20 protein-coding genes, 1 tRNA gene and 1 other annotated feature are annotated in these 18,870 nt (G+C 41.8%); of the genes, 4 read left to right on the plus strand and 17 right to left on the minus strand.

Going from position 1 to position 18,870, the window contains the following annotated elements:
- The 10 genes from sufC to I592_RS10865 form a co-directional block, all read right to left on the minus strand.
- Nucleotides 1-771, minus strand: coding sequence for a Fe-S cluster assembly ATPase SufC (gene sufC / locus I592_RS10820; RefSeq protein WP_010780168.1), 771 nt, complete (start codon nucleotides 769-771; stop codon nucleotides 1-3).
- A gap of 139 nt (nucleotides 772-910) precedes the next feature.
- Nucleotides 911-1,333: a GFA family protein gene (locus I592_RS10825; protein WP_010780167.1), complete on the minus strand. Its 423-nt coding sequence runs from the start codon at nucleotides 1,331-1,333 to the stop codon at nucleotides 911-913.
- A gap of 175 nt (nucleotides 1,334-1,508) precedes the next feature.
- Nucleotides 1,509-2,351 carry a MetQ/NlpA family ABC transporter substrate-binding protein gene (locus tag I592_RS10830; RefSeq protein WP_010780166.1) on the minus strand — a complete coding sequence of 281 codons (843 nt, stop codon included), beginning with the start codon at nucleotides 2,349-2,351 and terminating at the stop codon, nucleotides 1,509-1,511.
- Nucleotides 2,352-2,408: 57 nt separating this feature from the next.
- Nucleotides 2,409-3,095 (minus strand): methionine ABC transporter permease, encoded by a 687-nt coding sequence (locus I592_RS10835; protein WP_010780165.1) that lies wholly within the window; start codon nucleotides 3,093-3,095, stop codon nucleotides 2,409-2,411.
- A complete protein-coding gene (locus I592_RS10840; RefSeq protein ID WP_010780164.1) occupies nucleotides 3,088-4,122 on the minus strand; it encodes a methionine ABC transporter ATP-binding protein in 1,035 nt (344 codons plus the stop codon). Before I592_RS10840 ends, I592_RS10835 begins: the two co-directional genes overlap by 8 nt.
- A gap of 618 nt (nucleotides 4,123-4,740) precedes the next feature.
- Nucleotides 4,741-4,993 (minus strand) — a binding site (T-box leader).
- A 63-nt stretch (nucleotides 4,994-5,056) separates the two neighbouring features.
- Nucleotides 5,057-5,389, minus strand: a complete 333-nt coding sequence (locus I592_RS10845; protein ID WP_010780163.1) for a glycine cleavage system H family protein — start codon at nucleotides 5,387-5,389, stop codon at nucleotides 5,057-5,059.
- Nucleotides 5,390-5,393: 4 nt separating this feature from the next.
- Nucleotides 5,394-5,747 carry an arsenate reductase family protein gene (locus tag I592_RS10850; RefSeq protein WP_010780162.1) on the minus strand — a complete coding sequence of 118 codons (354 nt, stop codon included), beginning with the start codon at nucleotides 5,745-5,747 and terminating at the stop codon, nucleotides 5,394-5,396.
- Nucleotides 5,740-6,936, minus strand: coding sequence for an FtsW/RodA/SpoVE family cell cycle protein (locus I592_RS10855; RefSeq protein WP_010780161.1), 1,197 nt, complete (start codon nucleotides 6,934-6,936; stop codon nucleotides 5,740-5,742). Before I592_RS10855 ends, I592_RS10850 begins: the two co-directional genes overlap by 8 nt.
- An 89-nt stretch (nucleotides 6,937-7,025) precedes the next feature.
- Nucleotides 7,026-7,646: a DUF1361 domain-containing protein gene (locus tag I592_RS10860; RefSeq protein WP_010780160.1), complete on the minus strand. Its 621-nt coding sequence runs from the start codon at nucleotides 7,644-7,646 to the stop codon at nucleotides 7,026-7,028.
- Nucleotides 7,647-7,783: 137 nt separating this feature from the next.
- Nucleotides 7,784-7,856: transfer RNA gene (locus tag I592_RS10865), tRNA-Thr, on the minus strand.
- Nucleotides 7,857-8,112: 256 nt separating this feature from the next.
- On the opposite strand from I592_RS10865, the gene I592_RS10870 reads away from it, so the two are divergent.
- A complete protein-coding gene (locus I592_RS10870; protein ID WP_010780159.1) occupies nucleotides 8,113-8,349 on the plus strand; it encodes a hypothetical protein in 237 nt (78 codons plus the stop codon).
- Between the two features lie 49 nt (nucleotides 8,350-8,398).
- On the opposite strand, the gene upp is transcribed toward I592_RS10870, so the two are convergent.
- From upp to I592_RS10900, 6 genes are all read right to left on the minus strand, one after another.
- Nucleotides 8,399-9,028 carry a uracil phosphoribosyltransferase gene (gene upp, locus I592_RS10875; RefSeq protein ID WP_010780158.1) on the minus strand — a complete coding sequence of 210 codons (630 nt, stop codon included), beginning with the start codon at nucleotides 9,026-9,028 and terminating at the stop codon, nucleotides 8,399-8,401.
- Between the two features lie 66 nt (nucleotides 9,029-9,094).
- Nucleotides 9,095-10,336 (minus strand): serine hydroxymethyltransferase, encoded by a 1,242-nt coding sequence (gene glyA / locus I592_RS10880; RefSeq protein WP_010780157.1) that lies wholly within the window; start codon nucleotides 10,334-10,336, stop codon nucleotides 9,095-9,097.
- Between the two features lie 68 nt (nucleotides 10,337-10,404).
- Nucleotides 10,405-11,418 (minus strand): L-threonylcarbamoyladenylate synthase, encoded by a 1,014-nt coding sequence (locus I592_RS10885; RefSeq protein WP_010780156.1) that lies wholly within the window; start codon nucleotides 11,416-11,418, stop codon nucleotides 10,405-10,407.
- Between the two features lie 180 nt (nucleotides 11,419-11,598).
- A complete protein-coding gene (gene prmC, locus I592_RS10890) occupies nucleotides 11,599-12,429 on the minus strand; it encodes a peptide chain release factor N(5)-glutamine methyltransferase (RefSeq protein WP_010780155.1) in 831 nt (276 codons plus the stop codon).
- Nucleotides 12,422-13,495 carry a peptide chain release factor 1 gene (gene prfA, locus I592_RS10895; RefSeq protein WP_010780154.1) on the minus strand — a complete coding sequence of 358 codons (1,074 nt, stop codon included), beginning with the start codon at nucleotides 13,493-13,495 and terminating at the stop codon, nucleotides 12,422-12,424. The genes prmC and prfA overlap by 8 nt, the downstream gene beginning before the upstream one ends.
- A 72-nt stretch (nucleotides 13,496-13,567) precedes the next feature.
- Nucleotides 13,568-14,152 carry a thymidine kinase gene (locus I592_RS10900; RefSeq protein WP_010780153.1) on the minus strand — a complete coding sequence of 195 codons (585 nt, stop codon included), beginning with the start codon at nucleotides 14,150-14,152 and terminating at the stop codon, nucleotides 13,568-13,570.
- A gap of 206 nt (nucleotides 14,153-14,358) precedes the next feature.
- Between I592_RS10900 and I592_RS10905 the strand changes: the two genes are divergently transcribed.
- Nucleotides 14,359-15,891, plus strand: coding sequence for a YfcC family protein (locus tag I592_RS10905; RefSeq protein WP_010780152.1), 1,533 nt, complete (start codon nucleotides 14,359-14,361; stop codon nucleotides 15,889-15,891).
- Between the two features lie 24 nt (nucleotides 15,892-15,915).
- Here I592_RS10905 and I592_RS10910 read toward each other — a convergent pair whose 3' ends face one another.
- Nucleotides 15,916-16,377, minus strand: coding sequence for a MerR family transcriptional regulator (locus I592_RS10910; protein WP_010780151.1), 462 nt, complete (start codon nucleotides 16,375-16,377; stop codon nucleotides 15,916-15,918).
- 82 nt (nucleotides 16,378-16,459) lie between these two features.
- On the opposite strand from I592_RS10910, the gene I592_RS10915 reads away from it, so the two are divergent.
- Together I592_RS10915 and I592_RS10920 are read left to right on the plus strand one after the other, a co-directional pair.
- Nucleotides 16,460-17,191, plus strand: coding sequence for an SDR family oxidoreductase (locus tag I592_RS10915; protein WP_010780150.1), 732 nt, complete (start codon nucleotides 16,460-16,462; stop codon nucleotides 17,189-17,191).
- Between the two features lie 104 nt (nucleotides 17,192-17,295).
- On the plus strand, nucleotides 17,296-18,693 hold the full coding sequence (locus I592_RS10920; protein ID WP_010780149.1) for a TrkH family potassium uptake protein: 1,398 nt from the start codon (nucleotides 17,296-17,298) through the stop codon (nucleotides 18,691-18,693).
- Nucleotides 18,694-18,870 lie beyond the last annotated feature (177 nt).

Below are 18,870 nucleotides of genomic sequence, written 5' to 3' on the forward strand. Positions count from 1 at the left end.
CTAAACTTCTTCTTTGTAATCAATACCTAATTCAGCAGAGATCCCTGCGTAGCCTTCAGCTTCCAAGCGTTTCGCTAAGTCTGCATCTCCGGTCAAGACTACTCGACCATCCATCATGATATGCACCACATCTGGTACGATGTAATTCAATAGACGTTGGTAATGGGTAATGATCAAAGCACCAAAGGTATCTCCGCGCATTTCATTGATCCCTTTAGCAACCACTTTCAAGGCATCGATATCTAACCCTGAGTCGATTTCATCTAGAATCGCAAAGGTTGGTTCGATCATTAATAATTGTAAAATTTCGTTGCGTTTCTTTTCTCCACCAGAGAAGCCTTCATTCAAATAGCGTTCCGCCATTTCTTCTGGCATGTTCAACAATTCCATTTTTTTATCCAATTTTTTCAAGAACTGCATCACAGAGATTTTGTCCTCTTCTTCACGACGAGCATTCATCGCTGCCCGCATGAATTCGGCATTACTGATCCCTGGAATTTCACTTGGGTATTGCATCGCTAAGAACAATCCTAAGCGCGCACGCTCATCGACTTCCAAGTCCAAGATATTTTTGCCATCGAAAAGGACCTCGCCCTTCGTCACTTCATAGTTTGGGTTTCCCATGATCGCTGCTGACAGCGTGGATTTCCCTGTCCCATTCGGACCCATGATCGCGTGGATCTCCCCTGTTTTCATTACAAGGTTTACACCTTTTAAGATTTCTTTATCCTCAATGGCAACGTGCAAGTCTTTGATTTCTAAAACTGACATGAAAGTACCTCCAAATTTTTTTTCTCGTTCTCACATATTTTAATCTAAATGAGAATGGAATACAAACCGATTCACCAAGTTTCTTCCTAAAAACGACCCTTTATTTAGAATAATTATAAAATTGCTTCGTGGACTCCTTCTACTCTAAATCATCAAAAAGTCGTTCCATAAAGGCTGCTTCTGTTAATTTTTCTGTCGACTCTTGATAATGGAAGAACGCCGGCTTCTGATCGTAAAAGATTTCTTCCTTCAGCATGGCGTGATCCAATGCATCGAACAGCCCTGTTGGAAAATAATACGTATCATCCGCCAAACTGTGGTAGAACAAGCTGCTGCCGCATACCTTGCATGAGCCTCGCTCCGCCCACTCTGAAGACATAAAACGACGGATCTTTGTCTCACCCCGCATCACAAAGGCTTCAGGCAAGATTCCCGACAACGACAAAAACGGGCCTCCAAAAAATTTTTGACACATATGACAATGACAAACCGTGATTTCTTCTGCTATTTCAGGAATAACGATGTTTACCTCACCACACAAACAGCTTCCTGCTGCATTCATTTTCTCCACGTCCTCTCTGTATCTTCTTATATTCAGTGTAACAGCTCACAGTCTGTAAAACAGACTTTTTTCTGACCGCCGCGCCCGTCTCACCTCTAGTATTCTCTGTCTCGAGACAAACAAAAAAGACCACGCCCGATTGCCCGGCGTGGTCCTTGAAGAAGGAGCGTTAAACTTATTTATCGACGGGTTTTACAGAACCGTCCCATTTTTCTAAGATCCAATCTTGCACGTCTTTCTCATGTAAGACTTTGACTAATTTTTGAATACGAGGGTCGTCCTTATCTTCTGTGCGCACTGCTAAGATATTCGCATAAGGTGACGTATCTTTTTCAAGCAATACGGCATCCTTGACTGGATTCAAGCCCGCACCGTAGGCAAAGTTCGCATTGATCGCTACTAGGTCGCCTTCGTCATTGCTGTAGGTCGTCGCCAACAAAGCTGGATCAATTGAATGATCGAATTTCAATTTTTTAGGATTTTCAGCAATATCATCAAACGTTGCTGTTTCTAAATCAACGCCGTCCTTCACTTTCACTAAACCAGCATCCTGCAAGATCGTAATGATCCGGCCCCAGTCTGATTCAGAGCTTGACGTGATCACCGTTGCACCTTCTTTTAGATCCTTGATATCTTTGATTTTCTTAGAGTACAAGCCCATTGGTTCGATGTGGATCGCACCGGCATCGGTAAATTTGTAATCATTTTCCTTCACAGCCTTTTCAAAGAATGGCTTATGTTGGAAGTAGTTCGCGTCAATGTCTTTATCTGCTAATGCTTTATTTGGCAGTACATAATCATCAAATTTTTTGACTTCTAATTTGATGCCCTCTTTTTCAAGCAATGGTTTTACGTGTTCTAAAATTTCTGCGTGCGGTGTAGGAGATGCCCCTACAACTAATGTATCGCTTTTTTCTTTACTGCTGCTGTCAGAAGAAGCAGAGTTGTTATTTCCACAAGCTGCTAATCCGATCGTTAATAACCCTACTGCTGCAAAACCTAAAATTTTCTTTTTCATTGGTAGTTCCTCCTAAGTAGTATTGTTTTTATTTTTAAGAATAATAGCTATTCGGTGTTAACGTTTGTCCGTCCGTTTAGTTAAGAAATCACCGATTCCTTGAACGATAAAGACGATGATCAAAATGATCACTGTCGCTACCAGTGTCACGGTGTAATTGCCTCGTTGATACCCTTCTTGCCATGCCAGCGCACCTAATCCTCCTGCACCAATGGCCCCAGCCATCGCTGTAAAACCAATCATCGATACAGATGTCACTGTCAGACCTGAGATCAATGCAGGCAAGCTTTCAGGGATCAGCACTTTGTAGATCGTTTGAAAATAGCTGGCTCCCATTGCATCGGCTGCTTCTAAGACACCAGAATCAACCTCACGAAACGCAATTTCGACCAATCGCGCATAAAACGGTGCTGCGGATAATACAAGTGCCGGAATTGCTGCTTTTGCCCCCAGCATCGTGCCCACTAACGCTTTCGTAAATGGAATGATCAATACCATCAAAATCATGAAAGGCGTTGACCGGAAAATATTGCTGAGAATCGAGACCAAACTATATAAAATACTGCGAGCCGCAGAACGCTTTCTCCCTAAGGAATAAAGCAGCAAGCCCAATAACAGACCTAGAACAAATACGATCAGCATGGATATAACTGTCATGAACAAGGTGTCATTGATCGCTTCCTTTAAGGTATCCCAAGAAACCTGTTGGAAATTTAAATACGTTTCTGAAAAACTTTTATCCACGATGCAGCACCTCCACTCCAACTTGCTGACTTTCAATAAAGGCGATAGCTTCTGTGATACTGTCTGCGTCACCCGCAAATTGAACCGTCAGTGTTCCAAAAGAACTTCCTGTTGCACGTTCGATATTTCCATAAACTATACTGATGTTAATTGGAAATTTACGAATGGCTTGAGACACCACAGGCTCATTGGCATTGTTTTCTAAGAAATGCAATGTTGCCAAAGTACCCGTTGGATTTTCCTTGATAAATTCTTTTAATAACTCCGATGGATCTGCTTTTGGCTCAAGATCCTGCTGAACGAAAATTTTCGTTACGTCCTGTTGCGGGTGGCGGAAAACTTCGCGAACCGAGCCTTCCTCTACGATTTTTCCTAATTCCATCACCGCTACTTTGTTGCAGATTTTACGGATCACGTTCATTTCATGCGTGATCAACACGATCGTCAGCCCTAGTTTCTTATTGATATTGGCTAATAGCTCTAGAACCTCTTCTGTCGTCTGAGGGTCTAGTGCGCTGGTTGCTTCGTCACAAAGCAGGATATCTGGATCATTTGCTAAGGCTCTGGCGATACCGACCCGCTGCTTTTGTCCGCCGGATAATTGAGAGGGATACGCATCTCCTCTGCCGTCGAGTCCGACCAGGCTAAGTAACTCTTCCGCCTTTTTACGACGCTGCTCTTTTGAAACACCCGCCAATTCTAGCGGCAATTGGATATTTTCGATCACTGTCCGCGACCACAATAAATTGAAATGCTGAAAGATCATTCCAACCTTTTTCCGAAAGGTTCGTAATGCTGAACCCTGCAATGCTGCGACATCCTCACCATTGACTAAAACTTGTCCCGCCGTTGGTGCTTCCAATCCATTTAATAATCGAACCAATGTGCTCTTTCCAGCACCTGAATAACCGACAATACCATAGACATCCTTTTCTTCGATCGCTAAATTGATCCCATCGACTGCGTGGATCGGTCCTTTTTTACCGGCAAAACTTTTTCCTACTTGATTTAACTCAATCAACGCCATGATTCTTACTTCCTTTCTCGATAACTGATTAGCTTACAGCTAGTTCAGATATGTAACTATTTTTCATTTCGCTTGTCATTGGACTAATCTGCGTCAATTTTGATGAAGCAGTTTGACAGCTACCTCGTTGTAATGAATTCATTTTTCCAAATGCGGGAAAAATAATTCTATTCTCGTTACGCATATCATCCAACTAAAGCACGCTTATCCTTATAAAGCTTCAAGATTTCATTTTGTTAGTCCAATTTTGAGTTACTGCGAAAAGTTGGACTGACAGCTATCTCGGATGAATAGTAATCATTTTTCGAAAACCACGAAAAATGAATCTGATTCTCGCTACGCATACGATTCCACTAAAGCGCTCGACACTTTTGATCGCCTCAATTTTTTATAACGTTGAGGCTAACAATGTAGACTGCGAAAAGTGGAACTCGCAGCTAACTCATAGTAGCGGTAGCTTTTTCAAAGTTCGAAAAAGCCTTATTTTCGTACGCATATCTTTCTGCTAAACAGCTTGCTCATAATGTCGTTAATAAAATTTTTTTCACGTCATACTGAGCAAACTGCGAAAAGCAGAACAGACAAAAAAGCTTCCGCCCTAAAAATGTACAAATGTACACTTAGGACGAAAGCTTTGACTTCCGTGTTACCACCTAATATTTGTTCTGACCTTACGATCACAACCTCTACCAGTACTTGCTATACGCGTATACTGAGGTGCTGTAACGGGCACTCCCGTGATAGACTTGGCACACGCTTCGTCCATCCTGCTCAAAGACCATTTTCCATCTCATTACTGCAACCCCTTTTCAGCATACCGGAGCTCTCTTTGTACTTTAATCAGATGTACTTTTCTTTTCATCGCTTTCTCATGTGTATGAAAGGATTATATCAGGCAGATTTTATCCTGTCAAACATCAAATGAAAAATTTCTTTATAAGTTTTCAAACTCGCTGACTTCAACTTCCCGTAAGGAAAGAATCCAAGCATCCAGTTCTTCTTTGCCATTTAAAGCTGCAGGATCAGCGCTCACTTTTTCACTGATAGAAGACACTACACCCGTCAATGGGCTTTTGAATTCTTGTACTGCCTTTTCTGCTTCAATCTCAACTAACGGTTCACCAGCTTTGACAGCTTGTCCGATTTTCGGCAGTGAAATGAATGTCACGTCACCTAATGTCTCTGCCATTTCAGCTGTTAGACCCATGCAATAATCTTTGTCGTTGTGCAAGATCCATAAACCATCATTTTTTTTCAAGTAAGTCATTTATTTAGAACGTCCTTTCGTAAGTTGCTTCTTTAAATCCATTCAACAAAAATTGATCCTTGTTGATCAGTAATGGGCGCTTCACCAGCATCCCGTCACTTGCTAGTAATTCACTGGCTTCTTCCACCGACAGCTCATCCATCTTATCCTTTAACCCCAATTCACGGTATTTCATGCCGCTGGTATTAAAGAATCTGCGGATAGGCAATTCGCTGCTGGACAGCCATTTCTCAAAGCTGGCAGCTGAGGGTGTGTCTTGCACCAGATCGATCGTTTCGTAAGCGACGCCGGCTTGATCTAGCCAAGCTTTCGCTTTACGACAGGTAGAACATTTTGGATACCAATAAAATTTAAGCACGGCGTGTCCTCCTCATAGGTTGCTTGTTCGCGCTTTGATAACGCATCGATAAAATCAGCCCAATACCGATCATATTCCCTAAGATAGATGATCCCCCTTGGCTGATAAAAGGAAGCGGGATACCCGTCAATGGCAGCAAACCAATGTTCGCACCAATATTTTCAAAGACATGGAAGAGCATCATCATAACGATTCCTGACGCAATATACGCGTAGAATTCATTATTCATGTCAAAGCATAGTCGAATCATACGATAAATCAAAACAAAATACACTAAAATCACAAAAGCCCCGCCAATGAAACCAAAATTCTCTCCGATCACTGTGAAGATCATATCAGATTCACGCACAGGCACATACACGTTGCTGACATTGTACCCCGTTCCGAAAATCCCACCAGAACCGATGGCCATTAATGCATGAGCCAGTTGGAAACTTTTTCCTTGCGGATCATGAAAAGGGTCCAACCAAGAATCGATCCGAGCAAATTGGTAATTTTTAAAGCCAATACGAGTCAGTAATTCACGACCTGAATCCGTCGTAACAAAAAAGATCAACGTCCCGCCTAAAACGACGGCTAAAATAAGCGTCGGCACTAAAATCAACCATGAGATACCAGACATTAAAAACATACCTGAAAAAATGGCAAGGAAGACCAGCATCGTACCGAAATCCTTTTGTGCCAATACTAAGCCAAAGACTGGGATCGTCACCAAAATCATTTTAACGATCAACAATGCATCTGTTTTTAAAGTATGTATTTTGTTCGATACATTGTGTTTCGTAATAATCAGTGCCAGCATCAATATATATGCGATCTTCATTAATTCGGAAGGCTGAAACGTCAACGTACCAAACTTGAACCAGTTTTTTGAACCTGTCGAAGCCGCAAGTGTCGGATCATAAAATCTCAACAGTGCCAACATGACCGCCAATCCAATCACATATAAAAAGGGCGTCAAGCGCCATAAAAGCTTTGCATCAAAATGTATAATAATAACAATTGCTAGAGCCCCTACCACGTACCAAATAGATTGCATGGCAAGCCCGCGAAAAACATTTGGATTTCTCGGATCATGAGTCAAAGCTACATATAAGGAAAGCAACCCGATCAAACATAATATAAAAACAGGCAAAATGACGCCGTAATCAATCCGACTGTCATCATTATTCTTTCTTAATCTATCCATCGTTCATCTCTTTTCCACCAGTATACTCGCTTTATTATAGACGCTTCTCTTCCCAAAGAAAAGCGGGCATCGCTGACTTTGTAAAATCTTTATTCTTCTTGTGCGTCCCTCTGGAGAAAATAGATCAATCCCCACACACCCAACTGTAAAATACTGAACATCAAGACAAATTGGCATTTTCCAGAATCCCAATTTCCAACCAATAATTTCAAAACAGTGATTGGATGCATGACTAATTCGATCGAGTGCACACGCTCAAAACGCCCAATATATACCGCGATACTAGATAAAAAGGACAGCAGAACCAGACAACCTATTTTTTGTTTCATTTGCAGCTTCAATGCAGCAAATAAGTGGAACACCTGAGCCATACCAGTAAAAACCATCACTAACGCAGGCAGCAATAATAAAAGATACGCCCACCAACCACTAGTATCATTTAAAAAGTGTCCACCCGACTGATAGATGCCCAGTCCGGCAAAGTGAAACAAATCCGTCAGTAAGTAAGGAACATTCGGAAAAAACAATAACCATAAGGGTAAAAAAAGACTGCGCCACTTGTTTTTCATTGTTAAAAAGAACTGCGCAAAAAGGATCGGCAGCCATGCGAGAAAAACATTCAAGCCCATAAAAGAAAATGTTTCTTGTGTAAAGTGCATGAACAAAATATACACGGCAATACTTAGATGGAACACATAGATTTTTTTCATTCTTCTCCCTCAACAGTAGGACTATCTATTCTATAGATGCTTATTCAAATAATATTTTACTTACAAGTACATTCACACTATAGGAAAAAGCCGTCATCATCGAAGGATAGTCCTTGATATGACGGCTTTCATCGTAGTGCCAGCTATAGGATTCGAACCTACGACCTACGCGTTACGAGTGCGTTGCTCTACCAACTGAGCTAAGCTGGCGATTCGTACAAGAGAAATTATAAGAAACTTCTGCCAAAAAGTAAAGTAAGATTCTTCTCAAAAAGCGATTACATGAAAAAAAGTTGAAAATATGCTAAAATTAAGTGTGTTACAACGGATGGTCGTTCTACTCCCCAGTGATGATCAAACATCAAACTAGACACTGCGGGAACGCTAGACAATCATTCAAGATGCTCATTACAGGATGTTCGATCCAATGAACACCCTAGTATGAAAAAGGAGGCGTTCGAATCAGATGGCTACATTTGGCAAAATAGAGGCACACGTTGATCCTTCCGAAGAGGGGAAAAAATTCCCTGTAAAGACACACGTCCTGTTCACTATTCGCGGTCGGTCTCAGACTGGGATCGTCACTAAACAATTGAAAAACGCAGCAGTCGTTGAGATTGATGAGAAAAAAGGCAATGAGGAACTAATCAATCAATCGAATGGTGTCGTCGTTGTCAATTATAAACAAATGGAAAAAATTTAGGTTTTTCAAGCAAAAAGCGAACCGCTCGAGCGGTTCGCTTCTTTTTTTATTATTTTGTACCGAATAACCGGTCGCCAGCATCGCCTAGACCTGGAACGATGTAGCCTTGTTCGTTCAACTGTTCGTCTAATGCGGCTGTATAGATGTCAACATCTGGATGTGCTTCTTGTAACGCTTTAACACCCTCTGGAGCAGCTACTAAACAAACAAATTTCATATTTGAAGCGCCGCGTTTTTTCAATGAATCGATAGACATGATCGCAGAGCCGCCTGTAGCCAGCATTGGGTCAACGATGAATAATTGACGGCTGTCGATGTCTTCAGGCATTTTGAAGAAATATTCGTGTGGTTCTAATGTTTCTTCGTCACGGAACATGCCGATATGTCCAACTTTTGCAGCTGGGATCAATTCTAAAATACCATCTACCATGCCGATACCTGCACGTAAGATCGGCACGATTGCCACTTTCTTACCAGACAAGGTTTTTTGTGTAGATAACGTGATTGGTGTCTCAATTTCAATATCTTCTAAAGGCATGTCGCGAGAGACTTCATAAGCCATCAACATTGCGATTTCATTGACCACTTCACGGAAAACTTTTGTTCCACAATTTTTATCACGAATGATCGTTAATTTGTGTTGGATCAGTGGATGATCAATTACTTGAAATTTTCCCATAATAAATTGCTCCTTTATATTCTGCATTTCTCCTATTATAAGATAACTGCCATCAGAAAACTAGTCTTAATCTGCTTGAATTGGATGAGAATCTGTTAATTCTAATACTTCTTTGCGAAACTCGGCCAATTTTTCTTCATCGCCTTTTGAGCGCAATGTTTCTACGATCAACTCAGCCACTTTCTTCGCGTCGTCCTCTTTGAATCCACGACTTGTGATCGCGGGTGTTCCAATGCGAATCCCACTCGTTTCTTTAAAGCTCTTTGATTCAAATGGAATCGAGTTTTTATTTACAGTGATATGCACAGTGTCCAATAACTCTTCCGCTTCACGTCCAGTAATATCGAAGCCAGTCACTTCGATCAACAATAGATGATTGTCGCTGGCTCCAGAAATGACCCGTGTTTCTGTAGCTTGATTGAACACTTTGACCATCGCTTGTGCATTCTGCAAGACTTGTTCACTGTATCCTTTAAACTCAGGTGCTAAAGCTTCCTTGAAGGCTACAGCTTTTGCCGCAATCACGTGTTCCAATGGTCCGCCTTGCAAGCCTGGGAAAACCGCACTATTGATTTTCTTCGCTAAGTCCGCGTCGTTGGTCAGGATCAGTCCACCACGAGGACCACGTAATGTTTTATGTGTTGTTGATGTAACTACATCTGCATAAGGGACAGGATTAGGATGTAGACCTGTTGCTACTAGACCCGCAATATGTGCCATGTCCACCATTAATTTTGCACCGACTTCATCCGCGATTTCACGGAAGCGGGCAAAGTCAATCGTCCGACTGTATGCGCTGGCGCCTGCTACAATTAATTTAGGCTGATGTTTCCGCGCTAAAATACGAACGACTTCATAGTCGATCGTCTCTGTATGAGGATCTACGCCATAGCTGACAAAATGATACAACTTTCCGCTGACATTCACAGGAGAACCATGAGTCAAATGTCCTCCAGCTGAAAGATCCATCCCTAAAACGGTATCGCCAGGCTGGATCAACGAGAAATATGCCGCTTGATTGGCTTGTGAGCCAGAGTGTGCCTGCACGTTTGCGAATTTCGCATCGAATAATTCTTTCGCACGATCGATCGCTAGATTTTCAACGATATCAACGAATTCACAGCCGCCATAATACCGACGTCCAGGATACCCTTCCGCATATTTGTTCGTTAAGACGCTTCCTTGTGCCAAACGTACTGCTTCTGACACGATATTTTCTGAAGCGATCAGCTCGATATTTTGTTCTTGACGCTCCGCTTCTTGTTCAATTGCTCCCCATAGTTCGGGATCTAGTGTTTTATAGTCCATCCCAACGCCACCTTTCAATTTTCTGCTTTAAGTATACGAAAGATTCAGCGGATAATCGAATCTTTTGTCTACTTTTCTATAAAATAATTTTGTGCCGCTGCTTTCTTCAATCGATTCATGTACGCCAGACCTAGATGGTCCTCAGGAAAGACCTCTGCAAATATAACATCCGCTTTTTTTCCCTCATCCAGTGCACGCAGCCCGCTAAACAATCCGCGTGTTGCAGCTTCGATCGTATTGTCCGTGTAGACGAACCGATCCGCTGATAAATAGCTGTCGGCGATTTTCGGTGTTGCAAGCAGCCCGACCTTTTTCCCCTGCTTATCCGCCCAATAAAGAGCTTTTTCCCAGTCTCCGGGTTGGATCATCAAGACTTGTGTATCCGGTGAATAGTGTTTGTATTTCATTCCAGGTGCTTTTGGTGTTTCGCTCTCTTTGACTAAATGCTTATCCAACGGCACCTCAATTTCTAGAACTTCTTCAAGCGTTTCTTTCGTTACAGCCCCTGGACGTAAAATCGTTGGGACCTCGCCACTCAAATCTAAAACTGTCGACTCTACACCAATCTGTGTTGCGCCATCGTCTAAGATCCCAGCAATTTTCCCCTTCAGATCATGGTACACGTGCATAGCTGTTGTTGGGCTTGGCTTACCGGAAGTATTCGCACTAGGTCCAACTAAAGGGGCACCTGTTTTTTCAATTAAAGATAATGTTTTTTTATTATCTGGCATTCTAAAAGCTGCTGTGGATAAGCCACCCGTTACAACGGGACTTAATCGCTCCTTTTTAATAGAAAAGATCACTGTTAATGGGCCTGGCCAAAAATTTTTTATGATTTTTTCAGTAAGAGGGTGATAGCTTTCCACAAATTCTTTTGTCATAGAAAAGTCCGCAACATGAACGATCAGCGGGTTATCACTCGGTCGTCCTTTGACGGCGAAAACCTGTTTCACAGACTCTTGCAAAAGCGCGTTAGCTCCTAGTCCATAGACCGTTTCCGTTGGAAAGGCCACCAATTCTCCTTGACGTAATAATTCTGCCGCTTCGCTTATTTGATCTAATTGAAAAATTTTTGTTTCCACAGCTTCTCCACAGCTCCTTTTTTTGAATTTCCTATTTTAAAAACTTTTTCGTCCGATTTATCCCCGACTTGTGGAAAACCGAATTGTCAAGTGTGTATAACCATGTTGATAACTTTTACTACTATTAATTATTGGTAGAACAGTGTTCTTTTATTAATTTCCTCGCTAAAAATAATTTTTTTAACTGACAACGATCATTCGATCATTTTTGGACATGTCTTGATGAATCGTCACGGCTTTATCAGGGAATGCTTGTTGAAAAATATCTTGTACAGCATGGCCTTGCTGAAAGCCGATTTCTAAGAAAATCATGCCTTCAGGGGTCAAAAGTGAGCGACTCTCTAAAGCAATTTTTTGATAGATCGCCAACCCTTTATTTTCCGCAAAGAGGGCCGTTTTAGGTTCGTACGTACGGACACTTTCATCCATCAGATCCCATTCCTCTTCACTGATATATGGAGGATTACTGATGATGATATCTTGCTTCTCAGTAATAGCTGATAAAACATCGCTTTGTTTGAAGACGATCTCTGTTTGAAGGCTTTCCGCATTTTCCTCAGCGACTGTCAAGGCTTCTTTTGAAATATCGACCGCTGTTACTTGCCATTTCGGACGATTCAATTTCAAACTGACTGCAATGGCACCGGTGCCTGTACCGATATCAACCACCTTTTTTCCCTGTTGATCATTCATAGACAAGCACAAAGCAACCAGTTCTTCCGTTTCAGGACGCGGGATCAACGTGTCTTTTGTTACTTTAAAGCGATGCTCGAAGAAGTATTCATACCCCAGTAGATATTGCGGTGGGATATTCTTCATTAGGTCCGCCATGTCCTTTTCAATCAGCAACTCTTCCTCTGCTGAAATTTCTTCTCGCATGTGCAGCAGCCACTGTGTCTTATCCCAATTTTTGCGTGCAAGAAAGAGGTATTCGATCGCGTACCCTTCTTTTCCCGCTGCTTCTAAAAAAGAAGAAGCCCCCGACAGGACTTCTACATACGTTTTAACCATTTTGCATCTCTTCCAGTTTCTGGGTTTGATCGTACATGATCAAAGCATCAATGATCTCATCCATTTTACCAGCTAAGATTTGGTCCAGTTTTTGGATCGTTAAGCCGATACGATGATCGGTTACGCGATTTTGCGGGAAGTTGTACGTACGAATACGTTCTGAACGATCACCGGTACCAACCGCAGATTTACGGCTCGCATCATATTCGCTTTGTGCTTCTTGAGAAATCTTGTCATAGACCCGTGCGCGCAAGATTTTCATAGCTTTTTCACGGTTCTTGATTTGCGAGCGCTCATCCTGCATCGCAACAACGATCCCAGTAGGAATGTGTGTCAAACGAACAGCAGAAGCTGTTTTATTGACGTGCTGTCCACCGGCACCAGATGCATGATAGATATCTGTTCGGATATCTTTATCCGCAATGTCGATCTCTACTTCTTCTGCTTCAGGCATGACTACCACTGTAGCCGTCGACGTGTGAATACGTCCTTGCGACTCTGTAGAAGGTACACGTTGTACACGATGTGCGCCGCTTTCGTATTTTAATTTTGAGAAGACGCTGTCTCCAGTGATCATCATGATCACTTCTTTGTATCCGCCGATCCCTGTAACGTTAGCTTCCATGACTTCCGTCTTCCAGCCTTGGCTTTCGGCATATTTTTGATACATATTAAATAGATCCCCCGCAAACAACGCCGCTTCGTCACCACCAGCAGCTCCACGAATCTCCATAATAATATTTTTATCGTCGTTCGGGTCTTTTGGTAAAAGAAGGATCTTGATTTCATCCTCTAATTCTTCTTTTTCATTCTTTAGATCAGACAATTCTTCTTTGGCCATCTCAGCCATTTCTGCATCTAAATTTTCGCCTAATAATTCTTCCGCATCACTGATACCTTCCACTACTTTTTTGTAACGGCGGTACGTCGCGACTGTATCGCGAGTGTTGGCTTCTTCTTTTGACAGTTGCATGAAACGCTGGGTATCACTGATAACTTCCGGGTCACTCAGTAATTCGCCAAGCTCTTCATAACGATCCTCAATGGCTTGCAGTTGATCGTACATGGATTAAATTCCTCCTGTTTCTTAATAAATAGATTTATTTTATCGTTAGTATTCGACAAAGTGACTCAAAAGTTACTCAGCAGAATGTTCAATTTCTGGATGTAAATAATGTTTACGGCAAACGGGATAGTACGCTTCATTGCCGCCAATCTGGACTTGATCCCCTTCATAGACAGGGCGTCCATCGATATAATGCAGGTTCATCGTCGCTTTTTTATGACAGAACCAACAAATCGTCTTCAATTCCTCTAATTTATCCGCGTAAAGCAGTAGATACTTTGACCCTTCAAACATTTCATTTCGGAAATCATTTTTCAATCCGAACGCCATCACTGGAATGTCTAATTCATCGACGACTTGTGCCAATTGTACGACATGTTCTTTTGATAGAAATTGTGATTCATCAATCAGTATACAATAAGGTTTGTAATCCAGACTTTTGATAAAATCAAAAATATTGGTCTCAGAAAAAATCGGTACCGCAGGACGGCTCAACCCGATCCGACTGGAGATGTTTCCAACACCTTCTCGTGTGTCTAGACCGCTAGTCATTAACACCACCGGTTTATTTTGTTCTTCATAATTATGGGCGACTTTCAAAATCTCGATTGTCTTTCCGCTGTTCATCGCACCGTATTTAAAAAAAAGCTGGGCCATTTCTTTGTCACCTTTCCCTTTTGTTCCTATCGTATTATAGCGGAAAAGGCGGATTATTTACAGTAATAATTTTCAAATCCGTTCAGAAACAACACCCTCCTTGATTATTTTTCCTTTGGACATAGCTTATCTTTTAGTGATATAGGAAGTGAATGCTATACTTTTATTGGTATTTATTTTTTATATTTTATTTAGGGGGCTTTCTCATGGAACAAACAGGTGAAAAGAAGCGACGTAGTTTCCCTTCTGCCTACACAGTCATTATCATTGTATTAATCATGGTCCAAGCATTAACCTTTTTTATCCCTTCAGGCAAGTACAGTACGTTAAGTTATGACAGTGGAAAAGACCAATTTGCCATCACAGACGCACACGACAAGACAACCATGGAACCGGCGACGCAAAAGACACTCGACAAATACGACATCCGAATCAATGTTAGCAAGTTTCGCGATGGTACCATTTATCGTCCTGCCGCGATTCCTAATTCTTATGAGCAAATCAAAAAACCTGCACGTGGCGTAACAGGTACGATCACACAATTTTTGAGAGCTCAGATTCAAGGAATCACTGAAAGTGTCGACATCATGATCTTTATTTTGATCTTAGGTGGCGTTATCGGCATCGTAAACGCGACTGGTGCGATGGATGCGGGAATGATGCGCTTATCAGAAAAACTAAAAGGCAAACAAAAGTGGCTGATCGTCATCGTGACGACCTTGATCGCGATTGGTGGTACAACCTTTGGATTGGCTGAAGAAACCATCGCCTTTTACCCTATTTTGATTCCGATTTTCTTACTAGCTGGTTACGATACATTGACAGCAGTCGCCTCAATTTATCTGGGGACCGCTATCGGAACGATGAGCTCCACGATCAATCCTTTTTCAACCGTTATTGCATCCAACGCAGCCGGGATAAGCTTTACTGATGGAATGCCGTTACGGCTCTTGATGTGGGTCACGGCGGTCGGGATCTCGATTCTTTACACGATTCGCTATGCTGAAAAAGTTCGGTTGAATCCTGCCGCTTCTCTTGTGGCTGACCAAGCAGAAAGTGATCGCGCACGCTTCTTAGGCAATCAAGAACGAGACAAAAATACAGACTTTACGAAACGTCAAAAGTTCTCTTTGATTGTTTTTGCTTTAGGATTCGTTGTTATGATCTACGGCGTTCAACAATTGGGCTGGTACTTTACGGAGATTGCGGTCGTCTTCTTGGCGGTAACCTATATCTTAGCTTTTGTTTCCGGCTTAGGAGAGAAAAAGTTTGTCAACAGCTTTGTCAGCGGCGCTGCGGATCTTCTGGGCGTTGCATTGATTGTCGGGTTGGCAAGATCTGTTGGGATCGTTATGGAAAACAGTTTTATCAGCGACACTATTATGAACTTCTTTAGCAATGCTATCAGCGGTATGAACAACGTTATTTTCATTTGGTTTATGTTCTTTGTTTATGTCATCTTAGGATTTTTCATTCAATCCTCTTCCGGCTTAGCAGTATTGTCCATGCCGATCATGGCCCCTTTGGCGGATGTCGTAGGGATCGATCGTGCATTGATCGTCAATGCCTACAACTGGGGGCAAGGCCTGATTGGATTAATTGCACCGACTGGATTAATCTTGGTTTCCCTCTCTGTAGTAAATGTTGGATTTGATAAATGGATCAAATTTGTCACCAAATTACTTGTTATCATTATTTTGTTGATCCTCGCCTTCTTGGCAATCGGTGTATTGATTTAACCTAATAATGAGAAAACCTGAATCTCAAACAGATTCAGGTTTTTTTGATGATTCCAAATATTTTTGATGCCACTTATCATCGACTTGACGCGTGCCTTCTTTAAAGAAGATTTTTTCTGTTCCTGCTTCATTCGCTGTCTGGTAATACCATTTTTTCCAGCGTAGAAAATCAAGTTGTGCCTGCAAATCAGAGATTTTTTTCTCCAGAGCTTCCTCCTGCTCGATCATGAAAGTATAGCGTTGAGGCAATGTTGGATCCCCTTCGACGCACCAGTCCATAAATTTTGCAATTTCTTTGACAGGGATGCCGGAACGTTTCAGACAATCAATCACCTCGATGTAGCCGAGATCATCTTCTGTAAATTCTCTTCGACCAGCTTGATTCTTCTTCACAAAAGGCAGCAAGCCCGCCTTGTCATAATATCTCAATGTATCTTGGGAGATGCCATACATCTGCGTAATGTCACCGATCAAAAATTTTTTCATTTTTTCATACTTCCTTCTTGACTTGGAGTTAACTCCAGGTAGTAGAGTAAGTGTATCATAAATTTGAAAGAAGGCAATTTAAATGGAAAAACCATTAATCGTAATTACAGGAGCAAGCTCAGGCTTTGGTGCAGAAATCGCTAAACTTTTTAATCAAGCAGGTCACCCGTTGCTTTTGTTAGGACGTCGCGTAGAAAAAATCGAGGCATTGCCATTAAACTTTGAGAATGTCATGATCGAAAAGGTCGACGTGACAGACTACAAAGCCTTTGCTGCCAGTATCAAAAAAGCCGAAGAAGTTTACGGTCCAACAGACTTATTAGTCAACAATGCCGGAGTCATGCTGCTAGGCAATGTCTTGACCCAAGACCCAGCTGAATGGCAAACGATGATGAATACGAATGTTATGGGGGTATTGAATGGCATGCAGATCGTTCTTCCAGGAATGAAGGAACGTAAACACGGGACCGTCATCAACATGTCTTCCCTTGCTGGCAAGAAAACATTTACCAACCACGCCGCATATGTAGCATCTAAATTTGGTGTTCATGGACTGAGTGAAACAATCCGTGAAGAACTTTCTGGTTCAAATGTCCGCGTGTCTTTAGTTGCCCCTGGTGCTGCTGAAACGGAATTATTAACACACGTAACGGATCAAGGTGCATTGACAGACTATGAAGCGTGGAAAGACAGCATGGGCGGTATTACTTTGAATCCTGTCCATGTGGCCGAAAGCGTCAAATTTATTTACGACATGCCGCAAGAAGTTACTATTCGAGAAATCGACATTGCCGCAACTGCTCAAGATGCTTAATACGCTTCCTTACTCCTGCCGAATCGGCGGGAGTTTTTTTATTGGAAGCATGCTATACTATCTCTACGATTAAAAATTTAAACTAGACGAGTGAAGGAGTAGTTATGAGTTTCGATCGACGCGTAAATTTTCTCAAAAAAAACTGGCAAAAAATCAATAATCGGTTTTCTTCCATCCAAATCATCGTCTTCTATTATTTAGCTATGACGATTCTTTCTTTGGTCTTATTTTATTTGCCGATTTTTCGTGAACCTGGCTCGCATGTGCCGTTTCTCGACATGGTCTTCATGGCGATCTCAACGATTTCGGTAACTGGTCTAACGACATTCAATATAAATTCCGTATTCAACGACAACGGCGTGCTGATGTTGGAGGTGCTTTTTCATATCGGTGGTTTAGGGATCATGATGATCACGACCTTCTTTTTTATCGTTTCTAAACGACGCATCACCTTGAAGCAGCGCCAATTGATTATGACCGACATGAATCAACCCCGCCTCAGTGGGATCGTAAATTTGATCCGTGTCACGTTTACGATGCTGCTCGTGATCGAAGTTCTTTTTGGAACAATTTTTTCCATTTATTTTTACTTGGCGGGGTACTATCGTACGTTCTCCAAGGCTATCTTTTTCGGTTTCTATCAGGCCATCTCAGCAGTAACCAACTCTGGTTTTGATGTCACTGGAGATTCGATCATTCCTTTTTCACACGATGTCTTTTTCATCGTGACTATCATGGTGTTGATTTTTATCGGAGGCATCGGGTTTCCTGTACTGATGGATTTTCATGGCTGGATTTATCATAAAAAATCCAAATCTCGACTGCCGTTTCGCTTCAGCCTTTTCTCAAAAATCGCCTTATTAGCTTTTTTTGTCCTATTTATTGGCGGGACGATCGCGATTTGGTTATTAGAAAAGGACCACAGTTTTGCAAGTATGAACCTATTCGATCAATGGCTAAATTCGTCCTTTTATTCAATGACTACACGAAATGCGGGTTTGCAGATTCATGATCTCACGATTTTTCAAAATACTACGCTGATCATCTTCTCACTTTTGATGTTTATCGGCTGTTCGCCCAGTTCTGTTGGGGGCGGGATACGGACGACGACGATCGCGATCATTGGATTGTATCTCTATTCCTTCTTAAAAAACGAGAACGACATCAATATTTTTGGTCGTAAAATCGCGCAAGAAGACGTCCGAAAATCGGTCGTTGTCTTTATGCTTTCAGCGGGCATGTGCTTATTCAGTATTTTATTTTTGACTGCGACAGAGGATCACTCGCTGATCTCGATCATTGTGGAAGTGACTTCTGCTTTTGGAACAACTGGTTTGTCCTTAGGCATCACCGACGACCTCTCAAGCACCGGAAAAATCATGATCGCTATTTTGATGTTCATCGGTCGTGTAGGTATGCTTTATACCTTGATGCTTTTTGTACCAAAAGAAACGCAAGACTTAGGCTATGAATTTCCAGAAGAAAAGATTATTATTGGCTAGGAACAAAAATCGTTCCTGCCTTTTTTTATGAGTAGCCGTCCTGCCTGCTTGATTCCTTTTTATAAAAGACAAGCGGTCGTCAGTTGCTTATAATGAATAGTTGATAGGTAAAAATTAAGAAAAAGGAAAGCTGTTTAAACTTTTTTTTCAAATATGATAAGATGAATTAAATTTGTT

The sequence above is a fragment of the Enterococcus gilvus ATCC BAA-350 genome, assembly GCF_000407545.1.
Classification (GTDB): Bacteria; Bacillota; Bacilli; order Lactobacillales; family Enterococcaceae; genus Enterococcus_A; species Enterococcus_A gilvus.

Coding starts and splice junctions, on each gene's coding strand:
- sufC (WP_010780168.1), bottom strand. CDS start 771: ATGTCAGTTTTAGAAATCAAAGACTTGCACGTTGCCATTGAGGATAAA.
- I592_RS10825 (WP_010780167.1), bottom strand. CDS start 1,333: ATGAATGCAGCAGGAAGCTGTTTGTGTGGTGAGGTAAACATCGTTATT.
- I592_RS10830 (WP_010780166.1), bottom strand. CDS start 2,351: ATGAAAAAGAAAATTTTAGGTTTTGCAGCAGTAGGGTTATTAACGATC.
- I592_RS10840 (WP_010780164.1), bottom strand. CDS start 4,122: ATGGCGTTGATTGAGTTAAATCAAGTAGGAAAAAGTTTTGCCGGTAAA.
- I592_RS10845 (WP_010780163.1), bottom strand. CDS start 5,389: ATGACTTACTTGAAAAAAAATGATGGTTTATGGATCTTGCACAACGAC.
- I592_RS10855 (WP_010780161.1), bottom strand. CDS start 6,936: ATGGATAGATTAAGAAAGAATAATGATGACAGTCGGATTGATTACGGC.
- I592_RS10860 (WP_010780160.1), bottom strand. CDS start 7,646: ATGAAAAAAATCTATGTGTTCCATCTAAGTATTGCCGTGTATATTTTG.
- I592_RS10870 (WP_010780159.1), top strand. CDS start 8,113: ATGGCTACATTTGGCAAAATAGAGGCACACGTTGATCCTTCCGAAGAG.
- upp (WP_010780158.1), bottom strand. CDS start 9,028: ATGGGAAAATTTCAAGTAATTGATCATCCACTGATCCAACACAAATTA.
- glyA (WP_010780157.1), bottom strand. CDS start 10,336: ATGGACTATAAAACACTAGATCCCGAACTATGGGGAGCAATTGAACAA.
- prmC (WP_010780155.1), bottom strand. CDS start 12,429: ATGGTTAAAACGTATGTAGAAGTCCTGTCGGGGGCTTCTTCTTTTTTA.
- prfA (WP_010780154.1), bottom strand. CDS start 13,495: ATGTACGATCAACTGCAAGCCATTGAGGATCGTTATGAAGAGCTTGGC.
- I592_RS10900 (WP_010780153.1), bottom strand. CDS start 14,152: ATGGCCCAGCTTTTTTTTAAATACGGTGCGATGAACAGCGGAAAGACA.
- I592_RS10905 (WP_010780152.1), top strand. CDS start 14,359: ATGGAACAAACAGGTGAAAAGAAGCGACGTAGTTTCCCTTCTGCCTAC.
- I592_RS10910 (WP_010780151.1), bottom strand. CDS start 16,377: ATGAAAAAATTTTTGATCGGTGACATTACGCAGATGTATGGCATCTCC.
- I592_RS10915 (WP_010780150.1), top strand. CDS start 16,460: ATGGAAAAACCATTAATCGTAATTACAGGAGCAAGCTCAGGCTTTGGT.
- I592_RS10920 (WP_010780149.1), top strand. CDS start 17,296: ATGAGTTTCGATCGACGCGTAAATTTTCTCAAAAAAAACTGGCAAAAA.